This window comes from Planobispora longispora, assembly GCF_016863135.1.
Lineage (GTDB): Bacteria > Actinomycetota > Actinomycetes > Streptosporangiales > Streptosporangiaceae > Planobispora > Planobispora longispora.
The window spans coordinates 226,133-240,830 of sequence record NZ_BOOH01000021.1; the positions used below are offsets into that span (position 1 = coordinate 226,133).

Annotated in this window: 13 protein-coding genes; 9 read left to right on the top strand and 4 right to left on the bottom strand. The window is 72.0% G+C overall.

The features are described from left to right. Positions 1-71 precede the first annotated feature (71 nt). The gene (locus Plo01_RS15000) at positions 72-368 is read right to left on the bottom strand and encodes a DUF4235 domain-containing protein (protein WP_203891174.1); all 297 of its coding nucleotides are present in this window, start codon (positions 366-368) and stop codon (positions 72-74) included. A gap of 87 nt (positions 369-455) precedes the next feature. Here Plo01_RS15000 and valS point away from each other — a divergent pair, with 87 nt between their 5' ends. The 7 genes from valS (at position 456) to Plo01_RS15035 (ending at position 8,153) form a co-directional block, all read left to right on the top strand. Then, positions 456-3,035, top strand: a complete 2,580-nt coding sequence (gene valS / locus Plo01_RS15005) for a valine--tRNA ligase (protein WP_203891175.1) — start codon at positions 456-458, stop codon at positions 3,033-3,035. A 919-nt stretch (positions 3,036-3,954) separates the two neighbouring features. Then, entirely contained in the window at positions 3,955-5,229 is a 1,275-nt protein-coding gene (locus tag Plo01_RS15010; protein ID WP_239316359.1) for an AI-2E family transporter, read from the top strand. A 40-nt stretch (positions 5,230-5,269) separates the two neighbouring features. Then, positions 5,270-5,824, top strand: a complete 555-nt coding sequence (locus tag Plo01_RS15015; RefSeq protein ID WP_203891177.1) for a PaaI family thioesterase — start codon at positions 5,270-5,272, stop codon at positions 5,822-5,824. Then, complete coding sequence (gene dut, locus Plo01_RS15020; RefSeq protein WP_203891178.1) at positions 5,821-6,264, top strand: dUTP diphosphatase; 444 nt, start codon at positions 5,821-5,823, stop codon at positions 6,262-6,264. The genes Plo01_RS15015 and dut overlap by 4 nt, the downstream gene beginning before the upstream one ends. A 70-nt stretch (positions 6,265-6,334) precedes the next feature. Next, positions 6,335-7,003, top strand: a complete 669-nt coding sequence (locus tag Plo01_RS15025) for a DUF3710 domain-containing protein (RefSeq protein ID WP_203891331.1) — start codon at positions 6,335-6,337, stop codon at positions 7,001-7,003. 48 nt (positions 7,004-7,051) lie between these two features. Next, positions 7,052-7,444 carry an OB-fold nucleic acid binding domain-containing protein gene (locus Plo01_RS15030; protein ID WP_203891179.1) on the top strand — a complete coding sequence of 131 codons (393 nt, stop codon included), beginning with the start codon at positions 7,052-7,054 and terminating at the stop codon, positions 7,442-7,444. Between the two features lie 37 nt (positions 7,445-7,481). Continuing rightward, a complete protein-coding gene (locus Plo01_RS15035) occupies positions 7,482-8,153 on the top strand; it encodes a DUF3159 domain-containing protein (RefSeq protein WP_203891180.1) in 672 nt (223 codons plus the stop codon). Positions 8,154-8,298: 145 nt separating this feature from the next. Here Plo01_RS15035 and Plo01_RS15040 read toward each other — a convergent pair whose 3' ends face one another. Together Plo01_RS15040 and Plo01_RS15045 are read right to left on the bottom strand one after the other, a co-directional pair. Continuing rightward, a complete protein-coding gene (locus Plo01_RS15040) occupies positions 8,299-8,964 on the bottom strand; it encodes a potassium channel family protein (protein ID WP_203891181.1) in 666 nt (221 codons plus the stop codon). Continuing rightward, positions 8,964-9,629 carry a potassium channel family protein gene (locus Plo01_RS15045; RefSeq protein WP_203891182.1) on the bottom strand — a complete coding sequence of 222 codons (666 nt, stop codon included), beginning with the start codon at positions 9,627-9,629 and terminating at the stop codon, positions 8,964-8,966. Before Plo01_RS15045 ends, Plo01_RS15040 begins: the two co-directional genes overlap by 1 nt. Before the next feature lie 178 nt (positions 9,630-9,807). Between Plo01_RS15045 and Plo01_RS15050 the strand changes: the two genes are divergently transcribed. Then, positions 9,808-11,880, top strand: a complete 2,073-nt coding sequence (locus tag Plo01_RS15050; RefSeq protein WP_203891183.1) for an APC family permease — start codon at positions 9,808-9,810, stop codon at positions 11,878-11,880. Positions 11,881-11,949: 69 nt separating this feature from the next. Beyond that, the gene (locus Plo01_RS15055; RefSeq protein WP_203891184.1) at positions 11,950-13,197 is read left to right on the top strand and encodes a class I SAM-dependent RNA methyltransferase; all 1,248 of its coding nucleotides are present in this window, start codon (positions 11,950-11,952) and stop codon (positions 13,195-13,197) included. Positions 13,198-13,358: 161 nt separating this feature from the next. On the opposite strand, the gene Plo01_RS15060 is transcribed toward Plo01_RS15055, so the two are convergent. Next, positions 13,359-14,531 (bottom strand): glycoside hydrolase family 18 protein, encoded by a 1,173-nt coding sequence (locus Plo01_RS15060; RefSeq protein WP_203891185.1) that lies wholly within the window; start codon positions 14,529-14,531, stop codon positions 13,359-13,361. Between the last annotated feature and the right edge of the window lie 167 nt (positions 14,532-14,698).

Consider the following 14,698-nt stretch of genomic DNA (forward strand, 5'->3'; position numbering starts at 1 on the left):
CCGGCCTCCCGGGACCGTCATGGAGACCGCCCCGGCCTCCCGGGGCCGTCACGGGGCCGTTCGGGCGGCCGTCAGGAGGCGATCTCCCTGGCCGCGTCCTTCATGGCCCTCCACGCGTCGTAGCGCTTCCTGGCGGTGCGGGTCATCACGATCTGCGCCACCTGCATGCCCACGCCCATCACCACGGCGTAGGCGATCGCCTCGCCGAGGCTGATCTCCAGCGAGTCGTGGTCCGCCGGAGGCTTCTTGCCGGTCGCCTTCTCCCAGGCGAACCCCAGGACCTTCTTGGCCGCCCAGGCCGTGGCGAGTCCCACCAGGCCGCCGATGGCCCGCCAGGCCATGTCCTGCTTCTCCTTGTCCTCGGCCATGGTGTTCCTCCCTCGATGATTCCCCTCGGGTAACGAACACTAGTCTGCTTCAGCGGTGGATCATGCGAAGCCATACCATAAGGAGGCATGACGAATCAGCGACCGCGCCATGCGCCCATGCCCGAGAAACCGACTCTCGACGGCCTGGAAGTCGTATGGGCAGGCCGCTGGGAGGACGAGGGCACCTACCGCTTCGACCGCTCGCGCACGCGGGAGGAGATCTACTCGATCGACACCCCGCCGCCGACCGTCTCGGGGTCCCTCCACGTCGGCCACGTCTTCTCCTACACCCACACCGACACCGTCGCCCGCTTCCAGCGCATGCGCGGCCGCGAGGTCTTCTACCCCATGGGCTGGGACGACAACGGCCTGCCCACCGAGCGCCGGGTGCAGAACCACTTCGGCGTGCGCTGCGACCCCGCCACCGCCTACGACCCCTCGTTCCAGCCGCCCGACAAGCCGGGCAAACAGCAGATCCCCATCTCCCGGCGGAACTTCATCGAGCTGTGCGAGCGGCTCACGGTCGAGGACGAGAAGGCGTTCGAGGAGCTGTGGCGGCGGCTGGGCCTGTCGGTCGACTGGACCATGACCTACGCCACGATCGACGGCGGCGCGCGGGCCGCCTCCCAGCGGGCGTTCCTGCGCAACCTCGCCCGGGGCGAGGCGTACGTCGCCGAGGCGCCCACGCTCTGGGACGTCACCTTCCGCACCGCCGTCGCCCAGGCCGAGCTGGAAGACCGGGAGTGGCCCGGGGCGTTCCACCGGATCGCCTTCACGCGGCCGTCCGGGGAGCGGATCTGGATCGAGACGACCCGCCCCGAGCTGATCCCCGCGTGCGTGGCGCTGGTCGCCCACCCCGACGACGAGCGCTACCGGCCGCTGTTCGGCGCCACGGCCCGCACGCCGCTGTTCGGGGTCGAGGTCCCGATCCTGGCCCACCACCTGGCCGAGCCGGACAAGGGATCCGGCATCGCGATGATCTGCACCTTCGGCGACGTCACCGACGTCGTCTGGTGGCGTGAGCTCGACCTGCCCACCCGGGCGGTGATCGGCTGGGACGGGCGGATCCTGGCCGAGCCGCCGGCCGGCGTGCCCGCGGAGCCGTACGCCGAACTGGCGGGCAAGACCGTCCACGGCGCCCGCGAGCGGATCGTGGAGATGCTGCGCGCGTCCGGGGAGATGCCGGGCGAGCCGGAGCCGGTCAAGCGGGCGGTGAAGTTCTACGAGAAGGGCGACAAGCCCCTGGAGATCGTCACCACCCGCCAGTGGTACATCCGCAACGGCGGGCGCGACCGCGTCCTGCGTGAGGCGCTGCTCGGCCGGGGCGCGGAGCTGACGTGGCGCCCGCCGCACATGAAGGTCCGCTACGACAACTGGGTGGAGGGCCTGGCGGGCGACTGGCTGATCTCCCGGCAGCGCTTCTTCGGCGTGCCCATCCCGGTGTGGTACCCGCTGGACGCCGACGGCGAGCCCGACCGCTCCGCGCCGATCCTGCCCGACGAGTCGGCGCTGCCGATCGACCCGTCCAGCGACGTGCCGCCCGGCTACACCGAGGACCAGCGCGGCAAGCCCGAGGGGTTCGCCGGCGACCCGGACGTCATGGACACCTGGGCCACCTCCTCGCTGACGCCGCAGATCGCCGGAGGCTGGGAGCGGGACGAGGACCTGTTCCGGCGGGTGTTCCCGATGGACCTGCGCCCGCAGGCCCACGAGATCATCCGTACCTGGCTGTTCTCCACCGTGGTCCGGGCCCATCTGGAGGAGGACACGCTGCCCTGGCGCAACGTGGCCATCTCGGGCTGGATCCTCGACCCGGACCGCAAGAAGATGTCCAAGTCCAAGGGGAACGTCGTCACGCCGATGGGCCTGCTGGAGGAGTACGGCTCCGACGCGGTCCGCTACTGGGCGGCCAGCGGCCGTCCGGGCACCGACACGGCCTTCGACACCGGTCAGATCAAGATCGGCCGCCGCCTGGCGATCAAGATCCTGAACGCCTCGAAGTTCGTCCTCGGCTTCGGCGCCCCGCAGGAGCCCGTCCCCGGGGACGTCCTCGACGGCCCCGAGACGTCCGTGGAGGCCGTCCGGGTCACCGAGCCGCTCGACCTGTCGATGCTGGCCCGGCTGGCGGAGGTGGTCCGGGAGGCCACCGAGGCGTTCGAGTCCTACGACTACACCCGGGCGCTGGAGCGGACCGAGCGGTTCTTCTGGGAGTTCTGCGACGACTACCTGGAGCTGGTCAAGGCCAGGGCGTACGGCGACGCCGGAGACCCCGGCGACGCGGGCGCCCGCTCGGCCCGCGCGGCGCTGCGCGAGGCGCTGGACGTGATGCTCCGGCTGTTCGCCCCCTTCCTGCCGTTCGTCACCGAGGAGGTCTGGTCCTGGTGGCGCGAGGGCTCGGTGCACCGGGCCGCCTGGCCCACGCCCGACGACCGGGGCGGCGACCCGGAACTGCTGCCCGCCGTGGCCGAGGTCCTCGGCCGGGTCCGCAGGGCCAAGTCCGACGCCAGGCTCTCGATGCGCGCCGAGGTCTCCCGGCTGACCGTCACCGGCGCCCGGGCCGACCTCGTCCGGCGCGGGCAGGACGACCTGTGCGGCGCGGGAGCCGTCGAGGAGTTCGTGCTGGAGCCCGGTGAGGGCGACCTCACCGTCGAGGTCGTCCTCGTCTGATCTCGCGCAGGTCCGATCGGGGAAAGGCCGGGGCCGCCCCCTCACGGGGCGTTCCGGCCTTTCCCGCGGGACGGCCGGCGCCTTTCGGAGGGCTCGCGGGCCCCTTCTGTACGGCTGCTCCTCCATCTCCGACTCGCTCTTTTGAGCATTTATCATGATTTAGCATGAAAGGCGCGACAGCCGGGGACTCTGTTCCGCGCGTTCGCGAATATCGTTGGCTATAGCCGGATTTTTCCGCCCTGTTCCGTGAGCTTTCCGCGCTGTTCGGTGAGTTTTCCACCTTGCTCCGTGAGCTTTCCGCGCTGTTCCGGAAGCTCCACCGGGCCGCGTCACGCGCCGCCCTCGCGCGCGTCACGGCCGTCCACCGCCTCCCGTCCCGTGGAACGGATCGCGAGGAGACCGCCGTCGTGGATATCCGTTCCGGTCCCGTCGCGGCCGTGGCGTCAAACGCCAATCTGACCTCTCCGGTCAGGCGTCCGAAACGAATGTGTGTCGTACGGTCGAGATATCCGAGGTGAGGGAGGGCAGAGGATGACGCCAGGGTGCGGCAACTGCGACTGCTACCTGGAGGACCGGGTGATCTCTCGGCCGCCGGAAGAGCGCTGACCGGGAATCGGCGCGGAGGGGACCGGTCCGGACGGCCGGTCCTCTTCAGTGTCCGGGCTCCCCGGGCCGATCCTCTCCGCCCCCGGCTCTCCGGGCCGCTCCTCTCCGCCCCCCGGCTCTCCGGGCCGCTCCTCTCCGCCCCCCGGCTCTCCGGGCCGATCCCGTTCACCGGTCCGGCCCACGGCCGCCCGGTGCCCGGTTTTCTCCCCGGGGAGATAACGGCGCGCGTTTCCGGCCGGGGCGTGACAGTCTGGAGCGCGTGATCTCGGATAGGAAGCGTCTGACGCAGCTGGTGCCGCGCACTTTGCTCCGCATGGCCGTGTGGAGCCTGTGCCTGATCATCATCGGCTGGGCCGTGTCCTACGTCGCGCAGGGCGTGGCCGCCCTGCGGATCGTGGCGCTGCCCGTGGCCATCGCGTTCCTGTTCACCGCGCTGCTGTTCCCGATCACCCGCAGGCTCCGGACGGCGGGCATGCGGCCGATCTACGCGACCTGGGTCAGCATGCTGATCGCCTTCACGGTGCTGGGCGGCACCGGGTGGATCATCGGGGTGCGGGCCAACGAGGAGTTCCCCCGGCTGGTCAGGCAGGTCCAGGAGACCGCCGACGAGGTGCAGACCTGGCTGCAGACCGGTCCGCTGCACCTGCAGCCCACCCAGATCTCCACCTGGGTCAGCAACATCGCCGCGCAGGTCACCAAGCAGCAGACCGTTCTCACCGGCGCCACCGTGGCGCTGGAGGTGCTCGCCTCGATCGTCCTGCTGCTGTTCGTCACGTTCTTCCTGCTCAAGGACGGCGACCGGATCTGGGCCTGGTTCCTCAAGGCGTTCGGCTCGGCCACGCCCCGGGTGGACCGGGCCGGGCGGGCCGCCTGGGTGACGCTCTCGCACTACGTGCAGGGCACCGTGGCGGTGGCGGCGGTGCACGGTGTGATCATGGGCATCGTGCTCGCCGGGATGGGCGTGCCGCTCTGGGCGCCCCTCGCGGTGCTGATCTTCCTGGCCAGCTTCATCCCCATCGTCGGCATCTTCTTCGCCGGGGCCGTCGCCACGCTGGTCACCCTCGGCGCCCAGGGCCCGATCTACGCTTTGATCTTCGTGGGCATCCTGGTGGTCGAGCAGCAGCTGGAGAACCACGTGCTGCAGCCGCTCATCGTCGGCCGGGCGCTGAACTTCCACCCGTTGGCGATCATCCTGGTGCTGGCCGTGGGCGGCATCGTGGGCGGCATCGCCGGGGCCGCGGTGGCGGTCCCGGTCGCGGCGGTCATCTACCGGGCGGTGCCCGAGCTCCTGAGCGATCCGCCGGTCGCCCTCCCGCCGGGAGCGGCGCCCCTGCTGGCGGGAGACTCCGAGGCGCCGCCGCCGGCCCCCGCGCCGCCGACCGACCTCGTGCCGCAGGCGGACCCCGCGCAGCCCGCGGGGCGCGCGGAGTCCGGGGAGGCGACGGATCCGAAGGGCGCCGTGCCGCCCGCGGAGCCCGCCGCACCGGACACGGCGCCCGGCCCGGCGGTTCCGGGCGCGCCCGATCCGGCGGCCGATCCGGCGCAGGCGGCTCCGGGTGCGCCGTCCGGGACCTCCGAACCCCGGTGAGTGCGGAATCGTCCCAGCCCAGCCGGTAACGTTCTGCCCCGTGACCCGTTCCACCATCACCACGCCCCCGCCCGGGGCGACGCTCCCGCAGCCGCTTCCCGGAGCGCCCGCCCCCGGCTCCTCGCTCGGCTCGCACTACAGCCGCTGCTTCGGCTGCGGCGAGAAGCAGCCGACCGGCCTGCACCTGTCCGCCGTCACCCCCGACGGAGTCTCGGTGACCGCCGGGTTCGTCGTGGGGGAGGCGCACCAGGGCGCGCCGGGCCTCGCGCACGGCGGTGTGCTGGCCGCGGCGATGGACGAGGTCATCGGCATGTCCGTCTGGCTGTTCCAGCGTCCCTACGTCACCGGGCGGCTGGAGACCGACTATCTGGCGCCGGTCCCGGTGGGCTCCGCCCTCCACCTCCGCGCCTGGTGCACCGGCATGTCCGGCCGGAAGGCATATCTTGAAGCCGAGGGCCGGATCGGCTCCCCGGACGGTCCCGTCGCCGTGCGGGCCGCCGCGCTCTTCATCGAGGTCGGCATGGAGCACTTCGCCGAGCACGGCGACGCCCAGGCCATCGCCGACGAGCACCACGAGTACGAGGTGAACCCGTGACGCGCAATGTCGAGGTGCTGATCCACCGGCTCGACGCCGGGCTGCCGACGCCCTCCTACGCGCATCCGGGGGACGCGGGCGCCGACCTGTACGCCGCGACGGACGTCGAGCTGCTCCCGGGCGAGCGGGCGATCGTGGGCACCGGGGTGGCGATCGCCCTGCCCGATGGGTACGCCGCGTTCGTCCACCCCCGGTCCGGTCTGGCCGCCAAGCACGGGGTGACGATGGTCAACGCGCCTGGCACCGTCGATGCGGGGTACAGGGGTGAGATCAAGGTGACGCTGATCAACACCGATGCCAAGGAGGCCGTACGGCTGCGCAGAGGTGACCGCATCGCGCAGCTCGTCATCCAGAAGGTGGAGAAGGCGGTGTTCTACGAGGTGGACCGGTTGCCCGGATCGGCGCGCGGCGCCGACGGGTTCGGGTCCACCGGCCGCTGAGCGGGCTGCCGCGCCGGTCGGCGGTCCGCGGCCGTCGAGCCGTCAACAATCGTCAAGGAGCGTGAGGAAGATGTTCGGACGCCGCAAGGAGAGACAGCACGCGGAGGCCCCTGATCCCGCGGAGGAGGTCGAGCGCACCCCCACGCGGGAGTCCGGTCCGTGGGACGCCGACGAGCCGCACCCGGCGCGCGAGCGGGTCGACCTCGGCGGGCTGCTCCTGCCGGTCGACCCCGGGTTCGAGATCCAGCTCACCGTGGAGGGCGACCGCATCTCGGGCGCGGTCGTCCTCTTCCAGGAGAGCGCCCTGCAGGTGCAGGCGTTCGCCGCGCCCAAGCGGAACGGCATCTGGGACGAGGTCCGCGGTGAGGTGGCCGCGGCGGTGAAGAACGCCGGCGGCACGTGCGAGGAGCGTCAGGGGCCGTTCGGCGCCGAACTGGACGCGCGGATCCCGGACAACGGGGTCTCCCAGCCGGTCCGCTACCTGGGGGTCGACGGGCCGCGCTGGCTCCTGCGGGCGGCGATCAGCGGGCGCGCCGCCCTGGACGCCGAGGTGGCCGCGACGCTGGAGGACGTCGTCCGCGACATCGTGGTGGTCCGCGGTGACGGGCCGATGGCGCCGCACGAGTCGATCGAGCTGCGCCTGCCCGCCGAGGCGAGGCAGGCGATGGGGCAGCAGGAGCAGGGAAGGCCCGACCTCAACCCCTTCGAGCGTGGTCCGGAGATCGCCGAGACCCGCTGACGTGCCGGATCGCGTACGCTGATTCGACACGTTCGCAAAGGAGAGGTCGTGAGTTCGCAGGAACCGCATAAAAAACGCGGATTGCGAGGTTTCTTCCAGCGGCTGGCGACGAGCCAGGCCGAGCTGGAGGCCGACGAACTGCAGCAGGACCTCGATCGGCACGGTGCCACGCCCATCGCCTCGTGCGGTGGGCGTCGCCGCTTCTGCGTCACCGGTACACTGCGGACGGTGACCTTGCGACCCCGGGGCGGCGCGCCGGCGCTCGAAGCGGAGCTCTACGACGGCTCCGACGTGATCGACCTGATCTGGCTGGGCCGCCGGAAGATCGCCGGCATCGAGCCGGGCCGGATGGTGCTCGCCGAAGGGCTGGTGAGCATGCAGGACGGTCGCAAGGTGATGTTCAATCCTCGGTATGAGCTGCGCCCGGTGAACGGGGCGTGAGTGATCCATGGGCCCGGAACCGGCGAGCTGGAAGACGATGAACGATAAGACGACCATCTCCGAGCAGGCGGCCGCGCACGACACGGTGGAGGCCGCGATCCGGGGGCAGCTGGCCAAGGCGTTCGGCGGCATCCGCGGCGTCATCGAAGCGGCGGTGCCCACGGCCGCCTTCACCGTGATGTGGGTCGTCACGGCGCAGCTCCAGCTCTCGCTGATCGTCAGCGCCTCGGCGGCGGTGCTGCTGCTGGTGGTCAGGCTGGTGCAGCGCTCGACGCCGCAGTACGTCCTCAACAGCCTGATCGGCATCGGCATCGGCTGGTTCTTCGCCACCCGCACCGGCGAGGCCAAGGACGTCTACCTGCCCGGCATCCTCTACAACGCGGGCTACTCCGTGGTGATGCTGATCTCGATCGTCACCCGGTGGCCGGTGGTCGGCTTCCTGATCGGCTCGGTCACCGGCGATCCCACCGCCTGGCGCAACGATCCGGCCGTGGTGAAGCTCTGCACCAAACTCACCTGGATGCTGATGATCCCGTGCGTGGTCCGGGTGGCCGTGCAGGCCCCCGTCTACCTGATCGGCGGGAACGACGCCGTGGCCGAACTGGGCCTCCTCAAGATCGTTATGGGCTGGCCGCTGCAGATCGCCGCCCTCGGCGCCATGGTCTGGCTGCTGACCCGGGGCCGCACCCCGGTCCAGCCCGCCTCCTGACCGCCCCGTCGTACGGCCGGGAGCGCCGCAAGCGCCCGCGGCCGTCGTCCCGGGTGGGGAGCCGTCGTCCCGGGTGGGGAGCCGTCGTCCCGGGTGGGGAGCCGTCGTCCCGGGTGGGGAGACGGGTTCTCCCCACCCGCGGCCGTCACCTCGGATGCGGGGACAGGAGCTGGGCCAGCTCGTCCTCGACCTCCTGGGTGGCCACGAACATCAGCTCGTCGCCGGCCTCCAGCGGGTCGTCGGCGGTGGGGACCAGCACCCGGCCCTCGCGCAGGATCGCGACCAGGGCGGTGTCGGTCGGCCACGGCACCGAGCCGGCGCGCTGGCCGACCACCGGGGCGTTCTCCGGGAGGGTGAGCTCGACCAGGTTGGCCTGGCCCTGGCGGAAGGTCATCAGGCGGACCAGGTCGCCGACGCTCACCGCCTCCTCGACCAGCGCGCTCAGCAGGCGCGGGGTCGAGACGGCGACGTCCACCCCCCACGACTCGTTGAACAGCCACTCGTTCTTGGGGTGGTTGATCCGGGCGACCACGCGCGGCACGCCGTACTCCGTCTTGGCCAGGAGCGAGACCACGAGGTTGACCTTGTCGTCGCCGCTGGCGGCCACGACCACGTGGCAGTCGGTCAGGCCGGCCTCGTCCAGCGAGGAGATCTCGCAGGCGTCGGCGAGCAGCCACTCCGCCCGGGGAACCGAATCGATCTTGATGGCCTTGGGATCGATGTCGATCAGGAGGACCTCGTGGCCGTTCTCCAGGAGCTCGGCGGCGATGGAGCGGCCGACCGCGCCGGCGCCCGCGATGGTGACGCGCATCAGTAGTCCTCCTCCGGGGCCCCGGACAGCGCCTTGTTGATGCGGTCCATGTCGTTCTCGGCGGCCATGACGTGCAGGATGTCGCCCTCCTGCACCATCGAGTCGTGCCGGGGCAGCAGGGTCTCGCCCATCCGGTTGACGAAGGCCAGGCGGGTGCCCACGGCCTCCTCCAGGTCCTTGGTCCGCGTGCCGATCCAGCCGGGGTGGTAGGCCACCTCGGCCAGCACGACGGTCCCGGTCGGGTCGCGCCAGAGCGGCTCGGCGCCCTCGGGGAGCACCCGTCGCATGATCTGGTCGGCGGTCCAGCGGACCGTGGCCACCGTGGGGATGCCCAGGCGCTGGTAGACCTCGGCGCGCCGGGAGTCGTAGATGCGGGCCACGACGTTGTCGACGCCGAACGTCTCGCGGGCGACCCGGGCGGAGATGATGTTGGAGTTGTCGCCGCTGCTCACCGCCACGTAGGCGCCGGCGGACTCGATGCCGGCCTCCTCCAGGACGTCGCGGTCGAAGCCGATCCCGGTCACCCGGCGACCCCGGAATCCGGCGCGCAGGCGCCGGAACGCCTGCGGATCCCGATCGATGATCGCGACTGAGTGGCCGCTGTCCTCCAGGATGTGCGCCAGGGTCGAACCCACCCGGCCACACCCCATGATCACGATATGCATGCTCCCCCGCCGGTCGAGTCGAGGCGGATCTCGTCTTCCGATGTGTTTGACTGGTGCCGTCCCCGCCGATCTCCACCCCGTCGCGGGCGGAGCTGCCGGTCGTGGCACTAGCCAGTATGGCCCCGTTCTGGAGCGTCGCGTCAGTGGGCCGGGGGGTGGGCCGCTAGCATCGGCAGACGTGCCGAAAGCGACGGACCTTACCAAACGCCTGTTCATCGGGCGTGCGCTGCGCAGTACGCAGCTGCATGAGCAGTTGCTCCCCAAGCGTATCGCGTTGCCCGTCTTCGCCAGCGACGCACTCTCCTCGGTGGCCTACGCCCCGCAGGAGATCCTCGTCATCCTCTCGCTCGCCGGGCTGTCGTTCTACAACTTCAGCCCCTGGGTCGCGGCGGCCGTCGTCGTGGTGCTGCTGACGGTCGTCGCGTCCTACCGGCAGAACGTGCACGCCTACCCCAGCGGGGGCGGCGACTACGAGGTGGCCAACGTCAACCTGGGCCGCAACGCCGGTCTCACCGTCGCCAGCGCGCTCATGGTCGACTACGTGCTCACCGTCGCGGTGTCCGTGGCGAACGGCGTCGACTACGTCGGAGCCACGATCCCGTTCGTCGCCGAGCACAAGCCGCTGGTGGCGATCGCCATCGTCGGCGTGCTGACGCTGGTGAACCTGCGGGGCATCCGCGAGTCCGGGGTGGCCTTCGCGATCCCCACCTACGCCTTCATGGCCGCGGTCCTCGGCCTGATCGTCTGCGGCTTCTTCCGGCTCTACGTCCTGGGCGACGAGCTGCGCGCGCCCACCGCCAACTACGAGATCATCGCCGAGCAGACCAACCTGACCTCCTTCGCGGCGGCCTTCCTGATCCTGCGCGCCTTCTCCTCCGGCTGCGCCGCGCTGACCGGGGTCGAGGCCATCAGCAACGGCGTGCCCGCCTTCCGCAAGCCCAGGAGCAAGAACGCCGCCAAGACGCTGCTGATGATGGGCCTGATCGCGGTGACGATGTTCAGCGGCATCGTCACCCTGGGCCTCGCCTCCGGCGTCAAGCTCGCCGAGCCCGCCTACGCGGCCCGCGACGTGCTCATCGACGGCCACCCCGCCGGGGTCGACTACCACCAGCAGCCGATCATCGCGCAGGTCGCCGAGGCGGTCTTCGGCAGCGGGTCGCTCTTCTTCTACGCCGTCGCCGCCGTCACCGCGCTGATCCTGTTCCTGGCCGCCAACACCGCCTACAACGGCTTCCCGGTGCTCGGCTCGATCCTCGCCCAGGACCGCTACCTCCCCCGCCAGCTGCACACCCGGGGCGACCGGCTGGCCTTCTCCAACGGCATCGTCATCCTGGCGGCCGGGGCCGTCCTGCTGCTCTGGGGCTTCCAGGCCGACGTCAGCCGCCTGCTCAACCTCTACATCGTCGGCGTGTTCGTGTCGTTCACGCTGAGCCAGATCGGCATGGTCCGGCACTGGAGCCGGCACATGAAGACCGAGCCCGACACCGGGGCCCGGCTGCGGATGCAGCGCTCGCGGGCCATCAACTTCTTCGGCGGCGTCATGACCGGCCTGGTGCTGGTGGTCGTGCTGGTCACCAAGTTCACCCACGGCGCGTGGATCGTCTGCGTGGCCATGCCGCTGCTCTTCCTGATGATGAAGGGCATCCACCGCCACTACGAGAACATCGCCCGCGAGCTCTCGGTGGACGACGACTCCCAGACGGACGAGTCGATGCTGCCCGCCCGCAACCACGCCGTCGTCCTGGTCTCCAAGATCCACAAGCCGACCCTGCGCGCCCTGGCCTACGCCCGCGCGACCCGGCCCTCCACGCTGGAGGCGGTCACCGTGGGCGTGGAGGGCGAGGAGGCGCGGGCCCTTCAGGAGGAGTGGGAACGGCGGGGCATCCCGGTGCCGCTGAAGACGCTCGACTCGCCCTACCGGGAGATCACCCGGCCCATCCTGGAGTACGTCAAGTCGCTGCGCCGCCGTTCGCCGCGCGACGTGGTGAGCGTCTACATCCCCGAGTACGTCGTCGGCCGCTGGTGGGAGCACATCCTGCACAACCAGAGCGCGCTGCGGCTGAAGGGCCGCCTGCTCTTCCAGCCCGGCGTGATGGTGATCAGCGTGCCCTGGCAGCTGCACTCCTCCGACCGCCTCAAGGGCCGCCCCGAGCCCTTCGCCCCCGGCGCGGTCCGCCGCCCCTGGCACGAGGCCGCCCGCAAGGAGGCGGCGCGCAAGGAGATGGCCCGGGAGGGCGACGGCAAGGCATAACCTTTCTAGACGGCTCTGCGGCGGCAGGGAGGAACTCACAGGCGACGACACGACGGGACGACGGGGACGATGGCGATTGAACTGACGGTGGGACCGGTCGCGCACGGCGGCTGGTGCGTCGCCCGCCATGACGGCCGGGTGGTCTTCGTCCGGCACGCCCTCCCCGGCGAGCGCGTCCTCGCCGAGGTGACCGAGGAGACCACGCGCTTCCTGCGGGCCGACGCGGTGGAGGTCCTGGAGGCGTCCCCCGACCGGGTCGTCCCGCCCTGCCCCTTCGCCGGTCCGGGCCGCTGCGGCGGCTGCGACTGGCAGCACGCCTCCCCGGAGGCGCAGCGGCGCCTGAAGACCGACGTGGTCGCCGAGCAGCTGCGGCGCCTGGGCGGGATCGAGTGGAAGGGACGGGTCGAGGAGGTCCCCGGCGCCCCCGGCGGCCTGGGCTGGCGCACGCGGGTGCAGTTCGCCGTCGACCGGGACGGCACGCCCGGCCTGCGCCGTCACCGCTCCCACGACATCGAGCCGGTGGACGCCTGCCTGATCGCCCACCCCGAGGTGGAGCGGGTCGGCGCGGAGACCCTGAACTGGCGCGGCGCCTCCTCCGTGGAGGTCATCGCCTCCTCCGGCGGGGACCGGGCCGTCGTGATCTCCCCCAAGCCCCGCCGTACGGTGGCCGTGCCCGATCTCGACGAGAGCGTGTCCGTCTTCGTGAACGAGGGCCGGGGCCGCACCCGCACGGTGCACGGCCACCACCACGTCACCGAGCGGGTGGACGGCCGGGACTTTCGCGTCACCGGCAGCGGCTTCTGGCAGATCCACCCCGGCGCCGCCGCCACCCTGCTGGAGGCGGTCATGGAGTTCGCCGCCCCGAAGCAGGGGGAGTGGGCCCTCGACCTCTACTGCGGCGTGGGCCTGTTCGCCGCGGCCCTGGCCGAGGCCGTCGGCCCCGACGGCGCCGTGTTCGGCGTCGAGTCCGAGCCCGCCGCCGTCCGCGACGCCGAGCGCAACCTGCGCGACCTCCCCCAGGCCCGTGCCGGGCGGGGGTTCGTGGAGGACGCCCTCGACCGCTACGGGATCGAACGCGCCGACCTGGTCGTCGTCGACCCGCCCCGCACGGGCCTCGGCCGCGAGGTCGTGGACCGGGTCGCCGGGCTGGAGGCGTCCCGCATCGTCTACGTCTCCTGCGATCCCGCCACCCTGGCCCGCGACCTGTCCTGGTTCGCCGAGCGCCGCTACCGCCTCGCCGGACTGCGCGCCTTCGACGCCTTCCCGATGACCCACCACGTGGAGTCCGTGGCCCTGCTGGTCAACGAGTCGATCTAGGCCCTGACCTGGCGTGATGCAACGCGTAATCCCCGGCGATCCCCGGGGATCCCTGGCGTTCCTGCAAGATCATGACGCATGCGCAGCGCACGATCATGAAATCGCCCCCTGGGGATCCTCCGGCCAGCGCTCCCGGGGGGCGGCGTAGATCCCCGCGTGTCTCACAGCGGGGGTGAGTTCAGCAGGCGCAGGACGTCGGACGACGGGGCGGCGCCCCGCGTGGAGAGCCAGGCCAGGCGGTGGCGGGCGGCGAAGCCCACGAGCTTGCGCGCGTCGGTGGGGGAGAGGTCGCCGGGACTGACCAGGACGGGGGTGAGGGCGACCAGGCCCGAGGCCGTGGGCGCGCCCAGGGCCGCCGCTATCTGGGGCTGGGCGGCGCGGACCGTCGAGGCGATGGGGCGCAGGTGGCTCTGGCCGGTGCGGGCGGGCCGGATCGGGACGAGAAGGTTGACGGCGGAGATCCGGGCCCCGGCCTCCCGGGTGGTCCGCACCATCATCTCGTCGCGCGGGGACAGGCCCGTCTCGGTCGTGGGGAGGGTGAAGCTCACCGTGAGGGAGCGTCCGGTGTCCTGGAACTCCCGCTGCAGCGTCGCGATCGCCTTGGCGCGCCGCACGACGGTCTCGTGGTCGGCCGCGTCCTGGACCTCGAAGTCGATGTAGGTCGCGCCGTGGACGCTCACCGCCTGGCGGTAGGCGGAGGCGAGGGAGTCGGGCGAGGCGCAGGCCGAGGCGAGCTCCCGGCCGGCCGGGCCGCCGAAGATCAGACCGGCCTCGCCGCCCACCGCGCGCAGGAGGTCGAGCCGGGTCGCGACCGGGCCGGCGCCCGGCTCGGGGATGCCGCCCCACCCGGAGGAGCAGTTGTCCCAGCCGTCCCAGCCGGCGGTGAGGTGGCCGAGGACGAACCAGCGGGCGTCGCTCCGCCGGGCGGCCCGGGGCAGGTCGAAGAGCGGGTCGCGGACCGCGTCGACGAACGTCACGAAGCCGGACGGCCCTCCGGGCGCGGGGGAGAGCGGGGAGGCGGGGGCGGCGGAAGCGGTGCCCGGCGGGTCCGCGGAGCCGCCGGAGCCCGGGACGGACCCGGCCCCGGCCGGGGACTCGCCGGCGGGGACGGACCCGCGCCCGGCCGGAGACCCGGCGCCGGGCGCGGGCTCCCCGCCCGCGGCGTGCGCGGCCCGGGCGGGCGTGGCCCACTGGTCGGTCTTGGTCGGCAGCATCCAGACCGCGGTGCCGGTCGCGGCGGCCAGGGCGACCGACGCGAGCGCGGTGACGGAGCGGGGGAGAGTGCCCGGCTCGCGGGCGTGGCGAGCGGCGGTACGGTCGGTCGCCAGCGGCATGTGCCTCCACCTTCTCGACGACACCGGCTTCTTGGGCGGCACCGGACGATCGCTTAGGGTGCTCGTTGCATTACCCAGAGCACCGGGAGTTCGAACGTTAGCAAGCTGCTGCGCCATGCCGTGAGCTTTCTGTGGATGCCGTCCGGAGTGCCCGGATAATAGGGCTC